Source organism: Janthinobacterium sp. SUN211 (assembly GCF_030587315.1).
Lineage (GTDB): Bacteria > Pseudomonadota > Gammaproteobacteria > Burkholderiales > Burkholderiaceae_D > Janthinobacterium > Janthinobacterium kumbetense.
In genome coordinates, this window is sequence record NZ_JAPWIC010000010.1 from 48519 (window position 1) to 70468 (window position 21950).

Annotated in this window: 16 protein-coding genes; 9 read left to right on the forward strand and 7 right to left on the reverse strand. The window is 64.2% G+C overall.

The features are described from left to right. Positions 1-142: 142 nt before the first annotated feature. Positions 143-2572, forward strand: coding sequence for a membrane-bound PQQ-dependent dehydrogenase, glucose/quinate/shikimate family (locus O3301_RS25675; protein WP_251351839.1), 2430 nt, complete (start codon positions 143-145; stop codon positions 2570-2572). A gap of 109 nt (positions 2573-2681) precedes the next feature. On the opposite strand, the gene O3301_RS25680 is transcribed toward O3301_RS25675, so the two are convergent. Genes O3301_RS25680 through hemC form a run of 4 tightly spaced genes read right to left on the reverse strand, consistent with a single transcriptional unit; the run spans position 2682 to position 6807 of the window. Continuing rightward, a complete protein-coding gene (locus tag O3301_RS25680; RefSeq protein WP_071653290.1) occupies positions 2682-3878 on the reverse strand; it encodes a heme biosynthesis protein HemY in 1197 nt (398 codons plus the stop codon). Positions 3879-3882: 4 nt separating this feature from the next. After that, entirely contained in the window at positions 3883-5031 is a 1149-nt protein-coding gene (locus tag O3301_RS25685; protein ID WP_077401782.1) for a uroporphyrinogen-III C-methyltransferase, read from the reverse strand. After that, the gene (locus O3301_RS25690; RefSeq protein WP_305057847.1) at positions 5028-5810 is read right to left on the reverse strand and encodes a uroporphyrinogen-III synthase; all 783 of its coding nucleotides are present in this window, start codon (positions 5808-5810) and stop codon (positions 5028-5030) included. The genes O3301_RS25685 and O3301_RS25690 overlap by 4 nt, the downstream gene beginning before the upstream one ends. After that, positions 5803-6807, reverse strand: a complete 1005-nt coding sequence (hemC, locus tag O3301_RS25695) for a hydroxymethylbilane synthase (protein ID WP_305057848.1) — start codon at positions 6805-6807, stop codon at positions 5803-5805. Before hemC ends, O3301_RS25690 begins: the two co-directional genes overlap by 8 nt. Positions 6808-7050: 243 nt before the next feature. On the opposite strand from hemC, the gene ppc reads away from it, so the two are divergent. From ppc to O3301_RS25710, 3 genes are all read left to right on the forward strand, one after another. Then, positions 7051-9891 carry a phosphoenolpyruvate carboxylase gene (gene ppc, locus O3301_RS25700; RefSeq protein ID WP_305057849.1) on the forward strand — a complete coding sequence of 947 codons (2841 nt, stop codon included), beginning with the start codon at positions 7051-7053 and terminating at the stop codon, positions 9889-9891. 176 nt (positions 9892-10067) lie between these two features. After that, positions 10068-11864 carry a PAS domain S-box protein gene (locus O3301_RS25705; RefSeq protein ID WP_289919187.1) on the forward strand — a complete coding sequence of 599 codons (1797 nt, stop codon included), beginning with the start codon at positions 10068-10070 and terminating at the stop codon, positions 11862-11864. 56 nt (positions 11865-11920) lie between these two features. Further along, entirely contained in the window at positions 11921-13060 is a 1140-nt protein-coding gene (locus O3301_RS25710) for an HAF repeat-containing protein (protein WP_289919186.1), read from the forward strand. Between the two features lie 64 nt (positions 13061-13124). On the opposite strand, the gene rpoD is transcribed toward O3301_RS25710, so the two are convergent. Beyond that, positions 13125-15671, reverse strand: coding sequence for an RNA polymerase sigma factor RpoD (rpoD, locus tag O3301_RS25715; RefSeq protein ID WP_305057850.1), 2547 nt, complete (start codon positions 15669-15671; stop codon positions 13125-13127). Between the two features lie 566 nt (positions 15672-16237). Between rpoD and O3301_RS25720 the strand changes: the two genes are divergently transcribed. From O3301_RS25720 to O3301_RS25730, 3 genes are read left to right on the forward strand one after another with little or no spacing between them, the layout of a single operon-like run. Then, the gene (locus O3301_RS25720) at positions 16238-16747 is read left to right on the forward strand and encodes a ProQ/FINO family protein (RefSeq protein ID WP_034758713.1); all 510 of its coding nucleotides are present in this window, start codon (positions 16238-16240) and stop codon (positions 16745-16747) included. A gap of 9 nt (positions 16748-16756) precedes the next feature. Further along, positions 16757-17404, forward strand: a complete 648-nt coding sequence (locus O3301_RS25725; RefSeq protein ID WP_077401767.1) for a 3'-5' exonuclease — start codon at positions 16757-16759, stop codon at positions 17402-17404. Positions 17405-17425: 21 nt separating this feature from the next. After that, positions 17426-17851, forward strand: coding sequence for an SMI1/KNR4 family protein (locus tag O3301_RS25730; RefSeq protein ID WP_099664824.1), 426 nt, complete (start codon positions 17426-17428; stop codon positions 17849-17851). Positions 17852-17872: 21 nt separating this feature from the next. Here O3301_RS25730 and O3301_RS25735 read toward each other — a convergent pair whose 3' ends face one another. Both O3301_RS25735 and O3301_RS25740 read right to left on the reverse strand, forming a co-directional pair. Beyond that, positions 17873-18220: a DUF4870 domain-containing protein gene (locus tag O3301_RS25735; protein WP_034786172.1), complete on the reverse strand. Its 348-nt coding sequence runs from the start codon at positions 18218-18220 to the stop codon at positions 17873-17875. Positions 18221-18317: 97 nt separating this feature from the next. After that, the gene (locus O3301_RS25740) at positions 18318-19730 is read right to left on the reverse strand and encodes a PLP-dependent aminotransferase family protein (protein WP_305057851.1); all 1413 of its coding nucleotides are present in this window, start codon (positions 19728-19730) and stop codon (positions 18318-18320) included. A gap of 153 nt (positions 19731-19883) precedes the next feature. Here O3301_RS25740 and O3301_RS25745 point away from each other — a divergent pair, with 153 nt between their 5' ends. Together O3301_RS25745 and O3301_RS25750 are read left to right on the forward strand one after the other, a co-directional pair. Then, entirely contained in the window at positions 19884-20618 is a 735-nt protein-coding gene (locus O3301_RS25745) for a c-type cytochrome (protein WP_305057852.1), read from the forward strand. After that, positions 20615-21889 carry a cytochrome c gene (locus O3301_RS25750; protein WP_305057853.1) on the forward strand — a complete coding sequence of 425 codons (1275 nt, stop codon included), beginning with the start codon at positions 20615-20617 and terminating at the stop codon, positions 21887-21889. The genes O3301_RS25745 and O3301_RS25750 overlap by 4 nt, the downstream gene beginning before the upstream one ends. Positions 21890-21950 lie beyond the last annotated feature (61 nt).

Here is a 21950-nt window from a genome sequence, read left to right on the forward strand (position 1 = left end):
GGAACTACCGGAAGACAATCATCAATTCTGATAAACTGTCACATTCTGGTGATTCCAAACTTTGTATATTCTGCAATCGACGCCTTCCCTGAATTCAATATGGCGCCTCACGCGCCACCGATAAATCCTTGCAAAAAGGAATATGATGATTCCCTCTTTCCGGCCCGGTCCTTTATTAAAGGTCACCGGCGTTATTTTCATTCTGTTTGGCCTCGCCCTGCTGGGCGGCGGCATCTGGCTGGCCACGCTCGGCGGCTCCTGGTACTACTTGCTGGCCGGTATAGGCATGCTGATCGCCGGCGCGCTGGTATTCCAGGGCAAGCGCAGCGCGCAACCGTGCATGGCGCTGCTGCTGCTCGCCACCCTGATCTGGTCCCTCATTGAAGTGAAATTCGACTGGTGGCAATTGCTGCCGCGCCTCGACATCTGGTTTGCCGCCGCAGTCTGGCTGCTGCTGCCCTTCGTCAGCCGCCGCCTGGCCCCACCCGCCGACGCAGCGAAACAGCCGCAAGCGGGCAAGACGGCCCTCTCCGCCGCCGTGGCCCTGACCGTCATCGCCGGCGTCATCGCCCTGTTCCAGGACTACCATGACCTGCATGGCGACGTGCCGGCCGAAAACATGGCCGCCACGGCCTCCGGCGATTTCGCGCCCGGCGTCGAGCACAACGACTGGTCCGCGTATGGCCGCTCCGGCTATGGCGACCGCTATGCCCCGGCCGCACAGATTACGCCCGCGAATATTTCCGGCCTGAAAGAAGCCTGGACCTACCACACGGGCGACTTCAAGGGTCCCAACGACCCGGGCGAGATCGCCAACGAAGTCACGCCGCTGAAGGTCAATGACATGCTGTACCTGTGCACGCCGCACAATATCGTCATCGCCCTGAACCCGGACACGGGCAAGGAAATCTGGCGCCACGATCCGAAAATCAACCGCGACGCGGCCAGCTACCAGCACATGATCTGCCGTGGCGTGGCGTACTGGGACGTGAACGCGGGCCGGGCGAAGAACAATCCGGCTCCCGAAGCTGCCGGCATGGAATGCCCGCGCCGCATCCTGGCGCCGACCATGGATGGCACCATGATCGCCGTCAATGCCGATACGGGCGAGTCGTGCAAGAGCTTTGGCAACAACGGCGTCGTCAACCTGTATAAAAACATGGCCATGATCAAGCGCGGTTTCCTGATGCCAACGTCGCCGCCGGCCGTCTCGCAGAAAATGGCCGTGATCGCCGCCAGCGTGACGGACAACCATTCGACGGAAGAGCCATCGGGCGTCATCCGCGGCTACGATCCCGTCACCGGCAAGCTGATGTGGAACTGGGACCCGGCCACGCCGGAAGATACGGCGCCTTTCCCTGAAGGCAAGAACTACACCAACAACTCGCCCAACTCGTGGGGCGTGGCCAGCATCGATGAAAAGCTGGGTATGGTTTACATTCCGATGGGCAATGAAACCCCCGATACCTGGGGCGGCAACCGCAACAAGAATGGCGAGAAATTCAACAGCGCCATCGTCGCGCTGGACCTGGCGACGGGTAAAGTACGCTGGGTCTACCAGACCGTGCACCACGATATCTGGGACATGGACATCGGCGGCCAGCCGAGCCTGGTCGACATCGACACGCCGAAAGGTAAAGTACCCTCTGTTGTTGCCACGACGAAACGCGGCGACATTTACGTGATCGACCGCCGCGACGGCAGCCTGGTCGTGCCGGCACCGGAAAAACCCGTACCGACGAGCAATCCTGCCGCCGGCGACACCCTGTCGCCCACGCAGCCGTTCTCGGCCCTGACCTTCTTGCCAGAACGCAATATCAGCGAAGCGGACATGTGGGGCACCACGCCGTTCGACCAGCTCGCCTGCCGCATCATCTTCAAGGAACGCCGCTATGAAGGCCCGTTCACGCCGCAAACGGCCGGCAAGGGCGCCGTCATCTCGCCGGGCCCGCTGGGCATCTTCGAATGGGGCGGCGCGGCCATCGACCCCGTGCGCCAGTTGTTGATCGTCAACCCTGACTACATGGGCTTCCTGGAAAAACTCGTGCCGCGCGCGGAAACGACGGCCAAGGGCGGCACGGGTGGCGAAATGGGCTTGCAGCCGCAGACGGGCGTGCCGTTCGCCGTGGAAATCAAGGCCTTCCTGTCGCCGCTGGGCTTCCCATGCCAGGCACCGCCGTGGGGCTATGTGGCCGCCGTCGATCTGCGTACCATGAAGAAAGTGTGGATGCACAAGAACGGCACCACGCGCGACAGCGGTCCCGTGCCGATTCCCTTGCCGCTGGGCGTGCCCAGCTTGGGCGGCATGGTCACCACGGGCGGCGGCGTGACCTTCCTCAGCAGCACGCTCGACTACTACATCCGCGGCTACGACGTCAGCAACGGCAAGGTGATCTGGAAAGCCCGCCTGCCAGCCGGCGGCCAGGCCACCCCGATGAGCTATGTGTCGAACAAGTCGGGACGCCAGTTCGTCGTCGTCATGGCCGGCGGCCACGGTTCGCTGGGCACGAAGATGAGCGATACCCTGGTCGCGTATGCCTTGCCGGAAGGCACTGCAGTAACGAAGAAGTAAAGCTCGAAGAAGTAAATTAGCAAGGTAGCAGCGCACTCCGCCATGGAGTGCGCGCATAAAAAAAGCCGTTCAGTCTGCACTGAACGGCTTTTTTACGTCTGCGAGCGGCTTACAGGATGGTAGCCAGTGCGCACTGCCGGTAATGCGCGGCGGCCTGTTCCGTCTGCTGCAGGGCGTCGTGCATCTGCGCCAGCTTCAGGTGGGCGTCGCGCACCATCTGCGGCTCGTTGGCATCCGACAAAGCCTGCTCCAGGTGGCGCTGGGCCTTGCCCCACAGTTTTTGCTTGAGGCACAAGGTACCCAGGGTCAACGCCAGTTCCGCATCCAGCGGACGCTGCTTCATCCATTGCTCGCAATGCTCGATCTGCAGCAGCAGGGCCGGCGTGCCGCTTGGCGCCGCCGCTTCGCGGTAGGCGCGCACGACGCGCTCGTCCCAGTCGGCGGCCAGCGATTCTTCGCACACGAGGCGCGCTTCATCGTGCAGGCCGCGCGCATTCAGGGCCGTGGCGGCGCGGCAGGCGATGTATGGCTTGACCCGGTCGGCGCTTGGCACGGTGGACCACACGCGCATCAGCGACTCGGCGTCATGCGAGGGGTCGGACAGCAGATGGTCGTAGGCCAGTTCGCGCAGGCGCGACGACAGGGCCGGATGCAGGGCGCGGTGCTTGTCGAGCGAACGCACGAGGCGCAGCACTTCCGGCCAGTTCTTCGCCTGCTGCTCGGCTTTCAGCGACCATTGCAGCGCGTGGATGTGGCGCGTGCCGCTGGCATTGAGTTCGCGCACGGCGGCCAGGGCCGCTTCCGGCTGGTGGTCGTCGACCAGCAATTCCGTCACCGTCATCAAGCGGGCCGTTTTCAGGCTGGCATCGCCTTCGACGCGCGACAGCCAGCTGTCGCGGCGTTCGGACTGGCGCATGCGGTGCGCGGCGCGCGCGCCGATCAGCGCGGCCAGGCCGGCGTTTTCTTCCAGCTCGGCGGCGCGCAAGGCAGCTTTTTCCGCATGGCCGAAACGGCCTTCGAACAGGGCTTTCAAGGCTTCGCGCAAGCCCTTGTTGCCGTCGCGCTCACGCTTGCGCTGGCGGTAGGCCGCCACTTGCGCCGGCATGCGCACGGTGGCGCGCACGGCGCGCACCAGCAGGTACAGCAGCACGAACAGCACGACCTGCAGCAACAGGAAGAAATTCAGCGACAAATCGATGCGGTATGGCGGATAGAACAGCACCACGTTGCCGGGATTGAAACGGGCCGTCACGGCGATACCGATCGCCGCGGCCATCAGGGCGAGTAACCAGAGAAATAGACGCATGGGCTCAGGACTTCGCTTTGTAGTTGCGCACAGCCGTCAGGCTGTCGGACAAGGTTGGCATTTCGATGGCCAGGTTGCTGCCCTGCACCTGGCGCAGCAGGGCTTGCGCCGTCTGCGTGCTCTTGGCGCGGGTGTCGAAATACTTGGCCAACGCATCCTGTGCGGCGATCAAATCGTTGCGGAAAGCCGTTTCATTGCGCGACAACAAGGCCATGCGGGCATTGAGCAGGCGCAACTTGACGTTTTCACGCAAGAAATACGATTGCGTCGGCGACAGCATCAGCGCTTCCGGCGTATCGACGCGGCGGATGCGTATCAATTGACGCACGTCGGCCCACATGTCGCCGCTCCAGGTATTGAAGCCGTCGCGCACTTTTTGCAGCAGCGGTTCCGGCGCAGGCGGCCCCATCAGCTTGCCGCTCGCATCGCGCACGGGCTTGGCCTTGCCCGGTTTTTCCGGTGCGGCCGGCAAGGCCGGCGTTTCGTCGGACAGCATCGGCAGCGAGTCGACCTGGGCGATCACGGCGTCGAGGCGCAGGGCCACGCCCGTCGAATCGACGCTGGGCAGGGCTTTCAATTTTTCCATGTCGCGCCCGATGGCGCGGCGGATGGTGATGAATTGCGGCTTGTCGGAACGCGACAGGCTGCGGTCCGCGTTTTGCAGGGCGATCAGCGCGCCGGGCACGTTGCCGGCCAGTTGCAGCTGCTGGCTGGCCGTCGACAGCACTTGCTCGATTTCCGTCAGCGCCCACTCGTCGCGGTTCTTCGACAAGTCGTTGTACAGTTGCTCCAGCGCAAGCTGCTGGCTTTGCGTTTCGCTCTGGCGGTTTTCCAGCGCGCCCACCTTGATTTGCAGCTCTTTCGTGCCTTCTTGCACGTTGCGCGCCAGCACGCCCGTTTCGGCGTTGCTGACATCGCCTTTTTGCAGGCGCTTGGCCACTTCTTCGCGCAGGTTGCGGATCTGCTTGCTGGTCGACCAGCTTTGCGCAGCCAGCAGCACGGCCAGCACGATGACGGCGATGCTCATGGGCTTTTGCAGCTGTTCCAGCAGGGTCGGCGCGCGGCCGGCAGGTTGGTCGGCCGCCTGCGGCGCCGTCTTCACGGCGCTGCCAGGCGTTGCATTCGGTTCGGAGAGTGTAGGCATTTCGTTCATGGTCGTGATTGTAACGCGGCGAGCACTCCTGCGTCGCCTGATCCTGTCAAGGTGACTCGGGCAAAACCCAGGGCCGCCGCCGTTTGTGCAATGCGGGCGTGCGGCACGATCAGATGCTGCTGTTGCATTTTCACAACAGCTGCCTTTTCAGCATCCATTTCGCCCAGCAGCGCCAGCAAGCCGCGCAGCGCTTCCGAGCTGGTGATGATCCAGTCATTATTATGCTGCAACAGGTTTTCCAGGGTCGCCCGCAAGGCCGGCGTCAGCCTTGGCACCTTGCGGCGGTAAGCCGTGACGAACTCGACAGTTGCTCCCGCAGCGCGCAAGCCGTCGGCCAGATAATCGCGTCCGCCATCGCCGCGCACGATCAGCACGCGCTTGCCGCGCAGGGCCGGCAAGTCCAGCGCCAATAATAAATGTTCGGAGTCGCTGCGCGCCGTGTCCAGCGGACTCGTGATGGTCGCGTTGGCGTCCGTGACGCCATGCGCGCCCAGAGCCATCCGGCTGCCCTCGCCCACCACGGCCAGCGGCAGGCCGGCCGGCCAGGCGGGCAGATGCGCAAAGACGCAATCGATGGCGTTGGGCGAGACGAACGCCACCAGGTCGTAATCGCTCAGGCGGGCCAGCACGGCTTGCAGCCGCGCGCATTCCTCTACGCCGTCAAGCGCGTGGATTTCCAGCAGCGGCAGCAGTTGCACTGGCAAGCCCAGCGCCGCGATCCGGGCGGCCAGCGGCCCCGCTTGCGCCGCGGGCCGCGTGATCACCACGGTGTCAGGCATGCGGCGCCAGGCCTTCATGGTTGTCGGGAGTGACGGCGCACGAGGCGAGGATGCCGGCGGCATCTTGCCCGCGCAGCAATTCGGCCACTTGCTCGCCCAGCTGTTCCGGCGCGCCGGCAGCACCGCTAACATCGGCGCTGGCCATGCGCGCGCCGTCCGGCGTGGCGACCATGGCGCGCAAGCGCATGTTGCCACCGTCGACTGTCGCGAACGCGGCCAGCGGAATCTGGCAGCTGCCGCCGAAGATCTTCGACACCTTGCGCTCGGCCGTGACGGCTTGCGCCGTGGCCGTGTGGTTCAGCGGCGCCAGCAGGCGCACCAGGTCGGCGCCGTCCGCGCGCCCGCTGCGGATCTCGATCGCCATGGCGCCCTGGCCGGCGGCCGGCAAGCTGTCTTCCGGCGCCAGCACGGCGCGGATGCGCGACGCCAGGCCCAGGCGTTTCAAGCCGGCGGCGGCCAGGATGATGGCCGCGTAGTCGCCGCGGTCCAGCTTGCCCAAACGCGTATCGAGGTTGCCGCGCAGGGGCAGAATCGTCAGGTGCGGATAGCGCGCGGCGATCAGCGACTGGCGGCGCAGGCTGCTGGTGCCGACGACGGCGCCGTGCGGCAGCTCGGCCAGACTGGCGTAATCGTTCGACACGAACGCGTCGCGCGGGTCTTCGCGCTCGAGGATGGCGGCCAGGGCAAAGCCTTCCGGCAACTCCATCGGCACGTCTTTCAGCGAATGCACGGCCAGGTCGGCGCGGCCTTCTTCCATCGCCACTTCCAGCTCCTTGACGAACAGGCCCTTGCCGCCTACCTTGGACAAGGCGCGGTCCAGAATCTGGTCGCCGCGTGTGGTCATGCCGAGAATTTCGACGCTACACTGCGGATACAGGGCGGCCAGGCGGGCGCGCACGTGTTCAGCTTGCCACATGGCAAGACGGCTCTCGCGCGTGGCGATCACCAGGCGGGCAGGAATATTCAATTCGTTCGGGGTCAATTCGGATGCTTTCAAAACAAGTTCTTTCGCTGTGGCTGTCGTTGTCATTATCGTTGCCATTTCGCCCGTCTGATATCAATTTTGTATCGGGTGGCGCCTGGCGTCGCTATAATCGTTATCGCTTAGCCTAGAAGGCCAAGTCAGGCTAGCGTCCATGTTGAAGACCACAAATTTTATCATGCGCCCCCTCCCCTCTGCGGCCAAACGCCCGGTGCGATCCACATTCCCTTGCTTTTACACTTACTTTGGTTCTTTATTATGCTCAATGACGCAGTAGCACCAGAAATAGTTCCAGCGGCCGGCTCCGACAAGGACGCGCCGCTGAAAGAAGACATCCGCCTGCTGGGCCGCCTGCTGGGCGACGTGCTGCGCGAACAGGAAGGCGACGCCGTCTTCAATGTGGTGGAAACCATACGCCAGACGTCCGTGCGCTTCCGCCGCGAAGCGGACGCGGACGCCGCGCTGGAACTCGACGCCATGCTCAAGGAACTGAGCCGCGAACAGACGATTTCCGTCGTGCGCGCCTTTTCCTACTTTTCGCACCTGGCCAACATTGCGGAAGATCAACACCACATCCGCCGCCGCCGCGCCCACCTGCTGGCCGGCTCGCCAGCGCAAAAGGGCAGCGTCAGCTTCGCGCTGAGAAAACTGCGCCTGGCCGGCGTGCCGCGCAAGACGGTCGACACCTTCTTCCAGGACGCACTGATCGCCCCCGTGCTGACGGCCCACCCGACGGAAGTGCAGCGCAAGAGCATCCTCGACGCCGAGCACGACATCGCCCGCCTGCTGGTCGAGCGCGATTTGCCGCAGACGCCGAAAGAACGGCACGCCAACATGCAGCTGCTGCGCTCGCGCGTGGCCACCCTGTGGCAGACGCGCATGCTGCGCTACTCGAAGCTGACGGTGGCCGACGAGATCGAAAACGCCCTGTCCTACTACCGCATCACCTTCCTGCGCGAACTGCCGGGCCTGTATGACGACATCGAGGACGATATCGCCGCCGAATACCCGAACGGCGACGGCACGATCGAGCCCATCAACGCCGCCTACGTGCAGATGGGCAGCTGGATCGGCGGCGACCGCGACGGCAACCCGAACGTCAACGCGGGCACCATGCAGCACGCGCTGGCGCGCCACGCCACCACCATCCTCGACTTTTACCTCGACGAAGCGCATGCGCTGGGCGCGGAATTGTCCGTCTCGACCCTGATGGTGGGCGTGAGCGCCGAACTGCAGGCGCTGGCCGACCAGTCGCCGGACGCCTCGCCGCACCGTAGCGACGAGCCGTACCGCCGCGCCCTGATCGGCATCTATGCGCGCCTGGCCGCCACGGCCCGCGCCCTGGGCGCCACCAACATCCTGCGCAAGGAAGTGGGCGCCGCGGCCGCCTACCCGGACGCGGCCGCCTTTGTGGCCGACCTGCGCACCATCGTCGCCTCGCTCGAGTCGCACCACGGCGCCGCCCTCGTGCGCCCGCGCCTGGCCACCCTGGCGCGCGCGGCCGACATCTTCGGTTTCCACCTGGCGTCGCTGGACATGCGCCAGACCTCGGACGTGCACGAGCGCGTGCTGGCCGACCTGTTCGCGAAAAGCGGCGTGGCCGCCGATTACACGGCCCTGTCCGAGGAAGACAAGCAGGCGCTGCTGCTGAACGAACTGGCCCAGCCGCGCCTGCTGTACTCGCCCTACATCGCCTACGCGGCGGAAACGGATTCCGAACTGGCGATTTTGCGCGCGGCGCGCGGCATCCGCCAGCGCTACGGCGCGCGGGCCATCCGCAACTACATCATTTCGCACACGGAAACCGTGTCCGACTTGCTGGAAGTGTTGCTGCTGCAAAAGGAAACAGGCTTGCTGCGCACCGACTGGCAAACTGGCGACAGCATCTGCGAGCTGATGGTCATCCCCCTGTTCGAGACGATCCCCGACCTGCAGCGCGCGGCCGGCATCATGAGCCAGGTCATGGCCTTGCCTTTGGTCAAACAATTGATCGCCAAGCAGGGACAGTTGCAGGAAGTCATGCTCGGTTATTCCGATTCGAACAAGGATGGCGGCTTCCTCACGTCCAACTGGGAACTGTACAAGGCGGAACTGGCGCTGGTCGCCGACTTCCAGAAGGCCGGCGTCAAGCTGCGCCTGTTCCATGGCCGCGGCGGCACGGTGGGCCGTGGCGGCGGACCCAGCTACGAAGCCATCCTGGCCCAGCCGCCGGGCACCGTCAACGGCCAGATCCGCCTGACGGAGCAAGGCGAGATCATCGCCTCGAAGTTTTCCAACGCGGAAATCGGCCGGCGCAACCTGGAATTGCTGGTGGCCGCCACCCTGGAAGCGAGCCTGGCGCCGCAGGAAGCCAATCCGGCCCGCAACGGCCAGCTGGCGCAGTTCGAAGCCGTGATGGCGCAACTGTCGGACCTCGCCTATCACGCCTACCGCCACCTCGTGTATGAAACGCCGGGTTTTACGGAATATTTCTTCTCGGCCACGCCGATCGCGGAAATCGCCGAACTGAACCTCGGTTCGCGCCCCGCCTCGCGCAAGGCCAACCAGCGCATCGAAGACTTGCGCGCCATTCCCTGGGGCTTTTCCTGGGGCCAGTGCCGCTTGCTGCTGCCGGGCTGGTTCGGCTTCGGCAGCGCCATCGAAACGTGGATCAATCAAGCCGACGGCGCCGCGAAAGATGACAGGATCGCCACCCTGCGCGCCATGTACGCCGAATGGCCATTCTTCGCCACCCTGCTGTCGAACATGGACATGGTGCTGGCCAAGACGGACCTGGCGATCGCCTCGCGCTATGCGGAACTGGTGGCGGACCAGGGCTTGCGCGAACGCATCTACAAGCGCATCACTGACGAGCACGGCAACACCCTGCGCTGCCTGGAGCTGATCACCGGCAACACGGAACGCCTGGCGGGCAATCCGCTGCTGGCCCGCTCGATCCAGAACCGCTTCGCCTATCTCGACCCGCTGAACCACCTGCAGGTGGAGTTGATCAAGCGCAACCGCGCCCTGTCGGCGGAAAGCCGGATCGACGAAAGGGTGCACCGCGGCATCCAGCTGTCGATCAATGGCGTGGCGGCCGGCCTGCGCAACACGGGCTGATCGCACCGCCTTGCCATCGGCAAACAGGGCCGGCACCGCAAGGGCCGGCCCTTTTGCTTGCCCAATGGAAAAATATTCTCAAGAAAACAACAATTGGTATTACACTAGCGTCGGATACCTTCCCCTCTCCGGCGCCAGGCGCACGGCAGCGGCCAACCACGACGCCAGGGACGCGGATGAGCAAATGGTCGATTGAAACCCTGAGTGGCGCTTGCGGCGCCCTCATCCTGATCATGCTGGGCTGGTTCGCCGGCGCGGCCTGGCAAGAACTCGATTTCTGGCAGCATGTCTGGCTGGCCCTGCTGCTGCTGGCCGCCGCCGTCGCCGTCCTCTGGCTGATGCGCAAGCTGCGCAGCCACCTGGCCCTGACGCGCGCGCAGCTCGACGATAGCCTGATGCGCTACCAGCACCTGAGCGAAACGGCGCAGGACGGCATGTGGCAAACGGATGCGCACGGCCGCATCCTGCACGTCAACCAGCGCCTGTGCGACATGCTGGGCGTCCCCGCGGAACAGCTGCTGGACCACTCGATGGACGAATTCCACGACGAAGCCACCTTGCTGCGCCTGTGTCCGCTGCGCCAGACGGCGACGGATAGTTGCATGGGAGAACTGCATTACCAGCATGGCGACGGCTCGGAACGCTGGGCCATGCTCAGCGGACGCCGCCTGTACGACCAGCGCGGCACCCTGACGGGAGCGCTGGTCATGGCCAGCGACATCACCGAACACAAGCGGGCCGAACATGCACTGACCGTCGCCCATGCGGAACTGGAAAGCCGCGTGGCCCTGCGCACGGCCCAGTTGCTCGACGTCAATCTCCAACTGTCCGCGGAAATCGCCATGCGGGCGCAAACGGAAGCGGCCCTGGCGCGCAGCGAAGAACGGCTGCAGGACATCATTTCCATGATGCCCCTGTCGCTGTTCCTGAAAGACGCCGATTCGCGCATGCTGCTGATGAACCAGGCTTGCGAGCAGCAATGGGGCGTGCTGTTCCAGGATATCGCCGAGGGACGCGACGTGCAGCACTTTCCCTCGGACCAGACCCAGGCATTCCACGCGGCGGACCAGGAAGCGTTTGCCAGCCGCCAGGTGGTGATCCGCGAAGAACTCGTGTGGAATGCGCGGCTGCAGGAAAACCGCCTGCTGCAGACGCATAAAAAACCCATCTTCGATGCGCAAGGCCGGCCGCAGATGATCATCGCCATGGGCATCGACATCACGGAAAGCAAGCGCAACGAGGAGAACCTGCAGCGCACCCTGGCCCAGCTGCGTGAACTGACCGACCACCAGCAGACCATCAAGGAAGAGGAAAGGCGCCGCATCGCGCTCGACATTCATGACGACCTGGGCCAGAACCTGATGGTGCTGCGCATCGACGTGTCGCTGCTGCACGCGCGCACGGCCAGGACCCACCCGCGCCTGCACCGCCACGCCCAGCGCGTGCTCGACACCATCGACGCCACCATCCGCTCGGTGCGCACCATCATCAATGACTTGCATCCCAGCACCCTGGAGCTGGGCCTGGGCCCGGCAGCCGAATGGCTGATACGCCAGATGGAAAGCCGCGGTGCCATCCGCTACCAGCTCTCGCTCGACAGCGAGGCGCCCGACCTGGGCCTGGACCAGCGCCAGACGTCGGCCATCTTCCGCGTGCTGCAGGAATCGCTGTCGAACATCGTGCGCCACGCCCAGGCCAGCGAGGTGGAAGTGGCGCTGGCGCAAGATACGGATGCCATCGTGCTGCGCATCAGCGACAACGGCATCGGCATGCAGCCGGACGCCCACGGCAAGAAGGCGGCCTTCGGCCTGAAGAGCATCCGCGAACGTGTCCATGCGCTGGGCGGCGAACTGCGCATCGACAGCCAGGAGGGGCGGGGCACGGTGCTGGCAATCCACCTGCCGCACGCGAGGAAAGGCGCGCCGGCCGAGCATGATGAAATACAAAAATTAGCAAAAACAGTAGCAAATTAAGTATGCATTTTCAACATAAGAAAGTATAGTAAGTTTTTTTCTTTGAGGAAACCATCATGCAGCCACGGTTCTTACGCTTCCATGCCTCACTGCTCGGTCTGTGCCTGCTGACCGTCGTCCCCACCGCCAGCGCCGCCATCTATGCCGAACGCGGCTTTGGCGAGAGGGATGGCAACGGCAGCATCGCGTCCGACCTGAACCCGGCGGGCCTGGTGGCCGGCATCATCATGGAGGAAGAAGGACGGCGCCGCGCCGTCACATATCAGCATGGCCGCATCCGCGAGCTGGGCACACTGGGCGGCAATGAAGGTTTCACCAAGGCCATCAATACCCATGGCGTGGTGGTCGGTTCGGCACAGACGGCCGGCGGCGCCTGGCATGCCTTCCACTACGATGCGGCGGGCGGCATGCGCGACCTGGGTACCCTGGGCGGCACCAGCAGCTATGCCACGGCCATCGCGCGCGACGGCCAGGTGGCCGGCTATGCCGATACCAGCGACGGCGATTTCCACGCCTTTGTCACGAAAGCCGATCACAGCCTGCAAGACCTGGGCACCCTGGGCGGCGCCAGCAGCTATGCCAGCGGCCTGAACAACCATGGCGTGGTGGTGGGCACGGCCCAGCGCGGCGATGGCTACCGCCGCGCCTTCGTCTACCGCCCCGGCACGGGCATGCAGGAAATCGGCACCCTGCCCGGCGGACGCATCAGCTCGGCTACCGCCATCAATGACGCAGGCCTGATCGTGGGCGCTTCGGAAACGGAGAAGCGCCGCTGGCACGCCTTTGCCTGGGACGGCAAGCGCATGCTCGACCTGGGCGCCATGATCGGCCAGGGCGACAGCTACGCCACGGCAGTCAACGCGGCCGGACACGTCGTCGGCAGCGTCAGCATCAATGGCTTTGAACCGATGACCTTTGTCTACAAGGAAGGCGTGATGACGGTGCGCCGCCGCGACGATGGCCTGTACCTGACGAACAAGATCACGGACGCCGGGCTCGTGGTGGGCGCCATCTACACGGGGCATAAATTCCAGGCCTTCGCCGTGCCGTCGCAAGCGTCGCCGCCGCCGCCGCGCCGCAACCCGCTGGAATGGCTGGTCGTCACCTTCCTCATCTCCGCCAGCGGCGTGGCGCTGTACCAGCTGCAGCGCCGTCACCGCGCCGGCGTGTCGGGCCAGCGCATGCATTTCCTGTAAGGCCGCGCACGGCACGGGCGAAAAAAAAGAGGCTTGCGCCTCTTTTTTATTGCCTGCTGACTACTTAATTTTGCGTCAAGAAGGTTTTCAGCTTGTCCGAACGCGAAGGCTGGCGCAGCTTGCTCATGGCTTTCGCTTCGATCTGGCGGATGCGCTCGCGTGTCACGTCGAACTGCTTGCCCACTTCTTCCAGCGTGTGGTCGTTCGACATTTCCACGCCGTAACGCATGCGCAGCACTTTCGCTTCGCGCGGCGTCAGGGAGTCCAGCACTTCCTTGATCACGTTGCGCATCGAGGCGTGCAGCGCGGCGTCCAGCGGCGCCAGGGTCGTGTTGTCTTCGATGAAGTCGCCCAGTTGCGAATCGCCATCTTCGCCCATCGGCGTTTCCATGGAAATCGGCTCTTTCGCGATCTTCATGATCTCGCGCACCTTGTTTTCCGGCATTTCCATCTTGACGGCCAGGGTCGCCAGGTCCGGCTCGCTGCCCGTTTCCTGCATGATCTGGCGCGAGATGCGGTTCATCTTGTTGATCGTTTCGATCATGTGCACCGGCACGCGGATGGTGCGGGCCATGTCGGCGATCGAACGCGTGATGGCCTGGCGGATCCACCACGTGGCGTAGGTCGAGAACTTGTAGCCGCGGCGGTATTCGAATTTATCGACAGCCTTCAGCAGACCGATGTTGCCTTCCTGGATCAGGTCGAGGAATTGCAAGCCGCGGTTGATGTATTTCTTGGCGATCGAAATAACCAGACGCAAGTTGGCGACCGTCATTTCGCGTTTCGCGTGACGCGCGCGCTTTTCGCCGGCAGCCATCTGCTTGTTGATCTTGCGCAAGTCTGCCAGCGGCAGGGCCACGCGGGCTTGCAGGTCGATCATCTTCTTTTGCAGTTCCTTGACGGCAGGCACGTTGCGGCTGAGGATGGCGCTGTACGGATACTTGCAGTCGACTTCGCGGTCGACCCATTCCAGGTCGCATTCATTGCCCGGGAACACCTTGATGAAGTGGGCGCGCGGCATGCCGCATTTGTTCACGCACAGTTCCAGCACGGCGCGCTCGATGTGGCGCACTTCTTCCATCTGGCCGCGCAGGGTGTCGCACAGCTTTTCGACGACCTTGGCCGTGAAGCGGATGCCCAGCAATTCCTGCGAAATGGCTTCCTGCGCCTTGACGTAGGCTTTCGAGTTGTAACCCTCGGGCGCCTTGCGCATCTTGTCGTACTGCGTCGAAATGACGTTGAATTTCTCCAACGCATTCTTTTTCAGCTGGGCCAATTGCTCGCTGGAGAAACCGGCCGCGCCGCCATTGGCGTCGCCGTCTTCTTCCTCGGCTTCTTCTTCCTCTTCCTCGTCGTCACCATTGGCGGCGGCGGGCGCGGCGGCAGCGGCAGGCGCCGGGGCATTGCTTTCGTTCAAATCGACGAAGCCGTCGACCACTTCATCGACCTTGATTTCATCGCGCGCGATTTTTTGCGACAGCGCAACGATTTCGCCGATGGTGGTCGGGCAGGCGGAAATCGCCTGGATCATGTCCTTCAAGCCGCCTTCGATGCGCTTGGCGATCTCGATCTCGCCTTCGCGCGTCAGCAGCGCCACGGCGCCCATTTCACGCATATACATGCGCACGGGGTCGGTGGTGCGGCCGAAGTCGGAGTCGACCGTCGACAGGGCCGTCGCGGCAGCCGCTTCCACTTCATCGTCGCTGGTGACGGTGGCGACGTTGTCGGTCAACAACAGGCTTTCCGCGTCAGGGGCGCGCTCGTAGACGGCGATGCCCATGTCGTTGAAGGTGGCGATGATGCCTTCGATGGCTTCCGGATCGATGATGTTTTCCGGCAACTGGTCATTGATCTCGGCATAGGTGAGGAAACCGCGTTCCTTGCCCATGTTGATCAAGCCCGTGATCTGCTTGCGGCGGCGTTCCAGGTCCGCTGCCGATGCTTCCGGATCGCCCAGCGCATCGGCCAGGCCGCCCTTGGCCTTGCGGTCGCGCGCTTTCGAGACGGCCTTCAGTTCGGCGCGCTCGACGGCGTTCAGTGCTGCCACTTCGTCGTTTTCCGGCGTGAATTCGCTCGGTTTGCGGCCACGGCGGCCCGGCACCTTGACGGTCGGCAAGAAGTAATTCGAGGTATCGATGGCGGCCAGGGCATCGGCGTCCGTGGTCTTGCTGACCACTTGCGCGCCGGTGATGATGGTCACGGGCGCCGCTTCAGGCTTGGCGCGCACGACTTTCGAACGGGCTGCCGTCACTACCTTGTTCGTGGCGGCGCTTTCGCTGACCTTGCGCGGCGCAGGCGCCGCCTTGGCGCTTGGCGCCACTTTGACGCTCGGCGTCTTGACGGGCGCAGCTTCCACGGCTTCGGCGGCGTCGGCCACGGGCGCGGCAACAGCGGCTTCCGCTACCGTTTCGGCCGGCGGCACGGCAGCCAGGCGCGAGCGGCTTTTCTTCACCACGGTGACGACGGTCGGCGCCGTCGTGACGGTGGCTTCCGGATTCGCTTGCGCATTATCGATGAAGTAAGATAAAGTCGTTTTGGGTACGGCAAGCGGCGCCGCGGCTGGGCGTGGCGCCTTGGCGGACAACGTTAAAGTTTTTGGCGTATTCTTCATGAGATATCTCTTAATGCGAGACCAGATGGTGTCGGCGCGAAGTGAATGATTCCACCTAAGCCTGCGAAACCGGACTCGATGGAGCGTATTGTTGCGGCTGCCGTCAAGGGCAGCGGCGCCTGTCTATCGTGACGTTCATAGCCCGCGCATCCGGCATGAGGAGCGCGGGGCCGAAGCCGGGTCAGATAAATAAGCGATGTACATTGCGGAATGAAAAAAAGCCCGTACCAGAACGGGCTTGAATCTATTGTTGTTCAGTGAAGACACAGCGGAGAGCAAGATTATGCACGAAGGCCCGTTATCTGAATAATTGATAAGTGGAATAACCGATATCAAAAATATCAATAATGGTGGCCCTGCGCCGCACTGCTCCTATCCCCTGCACACCTGAGCCAGACCTTCAAAAACAGGGTCCAGTCATCAGCGCAAGCCGACATTATACACATTTCCCGTATTTCGCGCTGTGCCGGCTGTAGTGCGAACCCGCTTATCGCAGGTCAAGTTGCCAAAAAAGACAATGCACTTGCCTGTGGCGCGTGCTATGCTCCCCTTTTATAGCCCAACCAATGATGTCGATGACCAGCTCCACGCCAGACCAGCAAGCCACCACTCCTGACACGCCAGTCGATGCAGCCCCAGCGGCGGCACCGGCCGCAGCGACCACGCCGGCGCCTGCCGGCCTGACCGCGCGCGCGCTGCTGAAACAGTTCCAGGAGCAATTCCCGCCATTCCGCGATTGCCTGCCCTTGTCGATCGGTATCGACAAGCAGATCCTCGCGCGCCTGCCGGACCTGGACCGCAAGCTGATGCGCACGGCGCTGGGCATCCACACGGGTTCGCTGCGCTACCTGCGCGTGATGGAAAAAGCCAAGGTACGCTACGACCTCGACGGCACCGCCGGCGCGGAAGTGACGCAAACCCACCGCGACCACGCCACGCAAGTATTGCAGCAGCGCTTCAAGAAGGAAGCCGAGCGCAAGAAAGCCGAGCGCGATGCCGCGGCCGCCGAAGAAGCGAACCGTTTGCGCCTGGAAAAACTGAATCAGCTGACCGCGAAATTCTCGCGCAAAGGCTGATCCGGTTTCATGGACACAGCTGCCGCACCGCCACTGCCCCCCTATCAAGGCATTGCACTCGACCACGTCAAGCTGGTACGCACCAGCGATGATGCACAGGCGGCCATGGCCGCCTTGCTGGCAGCGGACGCCATCGGCTTCGATACGGAATCGAAGCCGACCTTTGTGAAGGGCGAATCCTCCACGGGACCGCACCTGATCCAGCTGGCCACCGACGACATCGCCTACCTGTTCCAGGTGGGCAGCACGCCGGCGCCGGCCCTGGCCGAACTCAAGGCCATCCTCGAATCGACCACCACCCTGAAGGTGGGCTTCGGCCTGTCCGACGACGTCAAGCGCCTGCGCAACAAGCTGGGCATCGCCCCGGCCCAGGTGCTCGACCTGTCCGTCGCCCTGCGCGGCGGCCAGCGCAACGATCTGGGCGCGAAGACGGCCGTGGCCAAGTTCTTCGGCCTGCACCTGCAGAAATCGAAAAAGATTTCCACCACCAACTGGGCCACGTCGCGCCTGACGGAAAAGCAGATCCTGTATGCGGCCGACGATGCGCAAGTGGCCCTGCGCGTGTACCGCCGCTGGATCGCCGACGGCGGCAAGGTCGCGCCGCAAAAAGCCCCGCGCGCCAGCACGCCGCCAGCCCCGCCGCCTATCGCCGCCTGAGCCGGTGCGCCTTCCTGCAGCATGAGCAAGAGCAAGTCCATCGGCACCACGCTTGACGCGATCGCCGCCGCCGAACAGGCGCTGGGGCGGCAGCTGCCCGCATCCCATGTGCAATGGTTATTGGAGAACAATGGCCGCGCGCTGGGCGCCTTGAGCGTGTTTCCCGTCTACGACGCGGCCAATGCGCGCAAGACGTGGGAATCGATAGCACGCCATTACCGCGAAGGCTGGCAGGAATGGCTGGAGAATGCGGGGACAGGCGACGAGGCCGGCAGCCTGCTGCCCTTCGCCCAGTTCGGCACGGGCGATTACTACTGTTTTGATTATGCGCAAACGGGGCCATCGGGCGAACCCGTGGTCGTGCTGTGGTCGCACGAAACAGGCGCCACCACCGCGGTGGCGCCCGGCTTTGCCGCATTCCTCGCGCTGCCCGGTCGTCCGGGCTGACACCCGGCGGCCGGCACAGCCCTATTTGACGAGGCGCAAGGTCAAGGGATAGCGGTAAGTGACGCCATTGCTGGCCTTGACGGCCGCGACGATCGAGCACACCAGGTTGGCCAGCGCCACGATCCAGAACAGGAACAGGCCGATCAGCACGAACGACAGGATGAAGCAGGCGAAATACCAGATGATCAGGGTGATCTGGAAATTCAGCGCTTCGCGGGCGTTCTCGGCCGAGAATTTATCCGCATCATCTTTCTTGATCAAATAAATGATCAGCGGCGCCACCCAGCTGGTGAACAGGCCGCCAACGTGGGACAGAATGGCGATCGTCGTATCTTGCGTACGACCCACTTCCGGCTGCGTGTTATCCATTATGATTCCCATCATTAGTTATAGATACATCAATATAACAGTAATATTTCTTTTTGGAATGGAACACTTGCTGCCGCAAGGGACTTTTTTTTCGCCGCTATGCCGCCGCCAGCGCCAGCCGCCCCAGGGTGGCGATGGCTTCTTCCAGTTGCGCGTTCCACGGGTGGCCGTAATTGAGGCGGATGCAGTGGCGAAACGCGCGCGTGGCGGAAAAAATGGGGCCGGGCGCGATGCTGATGCCGGCCGCCAGCGCGCTGCGGTGCAAGGCCAGCGCGTCGATACCGGCAGGCATCTCCACCCAGACGAAATAACCGCCCTGCGGCCGCGTGACCCGCGTGCCGGGCGGAAAATGCACGGCGATGGCTTGCAGCATGGTATTTTGCTGCGCCGCCAGGGTCAGGCGCAGCTGGCGCAAATGGCGGTCGTAGCCGCCTGCCGCCAGGTAATCGGCCAGCGCCATCTGCAGCGGGATGGGCGCAGACAGGCTGGTCGTCAGCTTCAGGCGCTCGACCTGGCGCGCGTAGCGGCCCGCCACGGCCCAGCCCAGGCGAAAGCCGGGCGCCAGAGTCTTGGAAAACGAACTGCAATGCATCACCAGACCCGCGCTGTCATGGCTTTTCGTCAAGCCGGGGCGCTGCTTGCCGAAATACAACTCGCCATACACGTCATCCTCGATCAGCGGCACGCCATGGCGCGCCAGCAGTTCGACCAGCGCGCGCTTCTTTTCCGGCGACATCAGGCTGCCCAGGGGATTCTGGAAATTCGTCATCAGCCAGCACGCCTTGGGCCGGTGGCGCAGCAGCAATTCCTCGAGCGCCGCCAGATCGACGCCGTCGCGGGGACTGGTGGCGATCTCGACTGCCTTGAGTTCCAGCCGCTCCAGCGCCTGCAAACACGCATAGAAGCTGGGCGACTCGATCAGCACCGTGTCGCCGGGCCGCGTGACGGCTTGCAGGCACAGGTTCAGCGCTTCCAGCGCGCCATTCGTGATGACGATGTCGTCGCTGGAAACAAGCACCCCGTCGAGCTGGTAGCGCAGGGCGATCTGGCGGCGCAGTTCGGCATTGCCCAGTGATAAATCCGTGACCGTGCTCCACGGGTCGAGGCGGCGCATGCTGGCCGACACGGCCCGCGCCAGCCGTTCCATCGGGAACAGATGCGGGCTGGGAAACGCCGAGCCGAAGGGCACGATATCGCGCGCACCGACGGCGCCCAGCACTTCGAACACGAGGTCGCTGACATCGACCGTGGTGCTGGCGTCGAGCGGGCGGGAACTGTCCGGCTCGGGGGCCAGCGCGGCGCGCTGCGGCGCCACGTAGTAGCCGGAGCGGGGCCGCGAGACGATCATGCCGCGCGCTTCGAGCAAATAATAGGCCTGGAACACCGTCGACGGGCTCACGCCCCTGCGCGCATGCTGCTGGCGCACGGAAGGCAACTTATCACCAGGCAACAACAGCTGCGTGCTGATCATGGCGGCGACTTCTTCCGCCAATTCCTCATATCGTTTCAACCCTGCTCCTCAAACTGATCCGTAGTTTTATTGCACAACTGATCCTGTCACAGTGACAGCACCCGTTATATGCTAGGGTAACAACATCCGGGCAGCAACACCGGCACGCCATAATCGACCGACGAGACAGGTTACTTTTCCATGCAACTCTCCATGCTACTGCATTCCCCCCTCGTGCCGGTGCTGACCCTGGCTCTGGCCGTCGCACTGCCCGGCACGGTGCTGGCCGCGCCCGCCGCCATTTCAGCCAGCCACGACAGCCTGGAACAGCGCATCAAGGCGTGCACGGCCTGTCATGCGCAAAAGGAACGCCACGACGCCTTCTTTCCCCGCATCGCGGGCAAGCCGGCCGGCTACCTGTACAACCAGCTGCTGAACTTTCGCGAGGGACGGCGCCAGTATCCGATGATGAACTATATGGTGGAACACTTGCCTGACGATTACCTGCGCGAGATTGCCGACTATTTTGCGGCGCAGCACCCTGCCCCGCCGCCTGCCCAGCCCAGCAGCGCCGGCACGACGGCCCTGGCGCGGGGCAAGCAGCTGGTGCTGCATGGCGATGCCGGCAAAAAAATTCCCGCCTGTATCGCCTGCCACGGCCAGCAGCTGGCCGGCGTGGCGCCCGCCATCCCCGGCTTACTGGGCTTGCCGCGCGACTATATCAACGCCCAGCTGGGCGCGTGGAAGAACGGCATCCGCCGCGCCCACGCGCCCGACTGCATGGCGCAAGTGGCGCAGCGCCTGTCCGACGCGGACGTGGGCGCCGTCTCGGCTTGGCTCGGCACGCAAGTGGCCAGCGCCGACGCGCGTCCGGCCGCCAGCATCGCCCTGCCCCTGCCGCTGCATTGCGGCGGCGTGCCCGGCTCCAGCGCGCAGGTGGCGCCATGAAAAAATGGATGCTCGCGGCCGCCATCGTCGCCATCGGCGCGGCCGGCGCCAAATTCCTGCTGTGGCCGGCGGACGACGTGGGACCGCCGGCCACCGCCAGCACCCTGAGCCAGGAACAGCTGGTCGCGCGCGGCGCCTACCTGGCCAAGGCGGGCGACTGCATGGCTTGCCACACGACGCGCGGCGGCGTGCCCTACGCGGGCGGCCGGGCCTTGCAGACGCCGTTCGGCAAGGTGCTTTCGCCCAACATCACGGCCGACAGGGAAACAGGCATCGGCAGCTGGACGGCCGACGATTTCTGGCGCGCCATCCACAACGGCAAGTCGAAGGATGGCCGGCTGCTGTATCCGGCCTTTCCCTACACCAGCTACACCAAGGTACGGCGCGAGGATAGCGACGCCCTGTACGCGTATTTCCAGAGCGTGCCGCCGCACCGGCAAGCCAACCAGCCGCACGCGCTGCGCTTCCCCTACAACCAGCAGATCGCGCTGGCCGCCTGGCGCGCGCTGTATTTCAAACCGGGCGTGTACCAGCCGCTGACGGGCAAAAGCATGGAATGGAACCGCGGCGCCTACCTGGTGCAGGGCCTGGGCCACTGCAGCGCCTGCCATAGCAGCCGCACGACCCTGGGCGGCAGCGACGACGGCCTGTCGGGCGGCCTGATCCCCGTGCTGGGCTGGTATGCGCCGTCGCTGACGTCGGATGCGGAAGCGGGCCTGGGCGACTGGGACACGGCGCATATCGTGGAATTGCTGCAAACGGGCGTGTCGCCACGCGCCACCGTCTTCGGCCCCATGGCGGAAGTGGTGCGGCAAAGCTTGCAGCACATGAGCAATGCCGACGTGCAAGCGATGGCCGTCTACCTGAAAAGCCTGCCCGGCCCCGCGCAGCCCGCGCAACAGGCGCCGCGCGACACCTCTGAGCAAGCCCGGCAGCAACTGGCGCTGGGCGCGAAACTGTATGAGGCGCAATGCGCAAGCTGCCACCAGGCCGACGGCAAGGGCGTGCCGCCCGGCTACCCGCCGCTGGCCGGCAACCGCGCGCTGACGACGGAGTCGGCCGTCAACGCCATCCGGCTCGTGCTCAACGGCGGCTTCGCGCCCGGAACAAAAGGCAACCCGCGCCCCTACAGCATGCCGCCGTTCGGCCCCGTCATGGATGATGCGGAAGTGGCGGCCGTGGTCACGTACCTGCGCGCCTCGTGGGGCAATGACGCGCCGGCCGTGTCGGCCCTGGAAGTCAATAAATACCGCAGCGTGCCGCTGGAGTAGCGCGCCTGAAAAACGTCCATGGCGGCGTTGCATCTCCTTGCCCTGAACGTTTTGCCGGCGC

What these genes read in the sequence shown, in the direction of transcription:
- O3301_RS25690 (WP_305057847.1), bottom strand. Translation starts at nt 5,810, where the DNA reads ATGCCTGACACCGTGGTGATCACGCGGCCCGCGGCGCAAGCGGGGCCG.
- O3301_RS25735 (WP_034786172.1), bottom strand. Translation starts at nt 18,220, where the DNA reads ATGGATAACACGCAGCCGGAAGTGGGTCGTACGCAAGATACGACGATC.
- O3301_RS25720 (WP_034758713.1), top strand. Translation starts at nt 16,238, where the DNA reads ATGATGTCGATGACCAGCTCCACGCCAGACCAGCAAGCCACCACTCCT.
- O3301_RS25725 (WP_077401767.1), top strand. Translation starts at nt 16,757, where the DNA reads ATGGACACAGCTGCCGCACCGCCACTGCCCCCCTATCAAGGCATTGCA.
- O3301_RS25680 (WP_071653290.1), bottom strand. Translation starts at nt 3,878, where the DNA reads ATGCGTCTATTTCTCTGGTTACTCGCCCTGATGGCCGCGGCGATCGGT.
- O3301_RS25705 (WP_289919187.1), top strand. Translation starts at nt 10,068, where the DNA reads ATGAGCAAATGGTCGATTGAAACCCTGAGTGGCGCTTGCGGCGCCCTC.
- O3301_RS25750 (WP_305057853.1), top strand. Translation starts at nt 20,615, where the DNA reads ATGAAAAAATGGATGCTCGCGGCCGCCATCGTCGCCATCGGCGCGGCC.
- O3301_RS25730 (WP_099664824.1), top strand. Translation starts at nt 17,426, where the DNA reads ATGAGCAAGAGCAAGTCCATCGGCACCACGCTTGACGCGATCGCCGCC.
- rpoD (WP_305057850.1), bottom strand. Translation starts at nt 15,671, where the DNA reads ATGAAGAATACGCCAAAAACTTTAACGTTGTCCGCCAAGGCGCCACGC.
- O3301_RS25675 (WP_251351839.1), top strand. Translation starts at nt 143, where the DNA reads ATGATGATTCCCTCTTTCCGGCCCGGTCCTTTATTAAAGGTCACCGGC.
- O3301_RS25745 (WP_305057852.1), top strand. Translation starts at nt 19,884, where the DNA reads ATGCTACTGCATTCCCCCCTCGTGCCGGTGCTGACCCTGGCTCTGGCC.
- O3301_RS25685 (WP_077401782.1), bottom strand. Translation starts at nt 5,031, where the DNA reads ATGAACGAAATGCCTACACTCTCCGAACCGAATGCAACGCCTGGCAGC.
- O3301_RS25710 (WP_289919186.1), top strand. Translation starts at nt 11,921, where the DNA reads ATGCAGCCACGGTTCTTACGCTTCCATGCCTCACTGCTCGGTCTGTGC.
- ppc (WP_305057849.1), top strand. Translation starts at nt 7,051, where the DNA reads ATGCTCAATGACGCAGTAGCACCAGAAATAGTTCCAGCGGCCGGCTCC.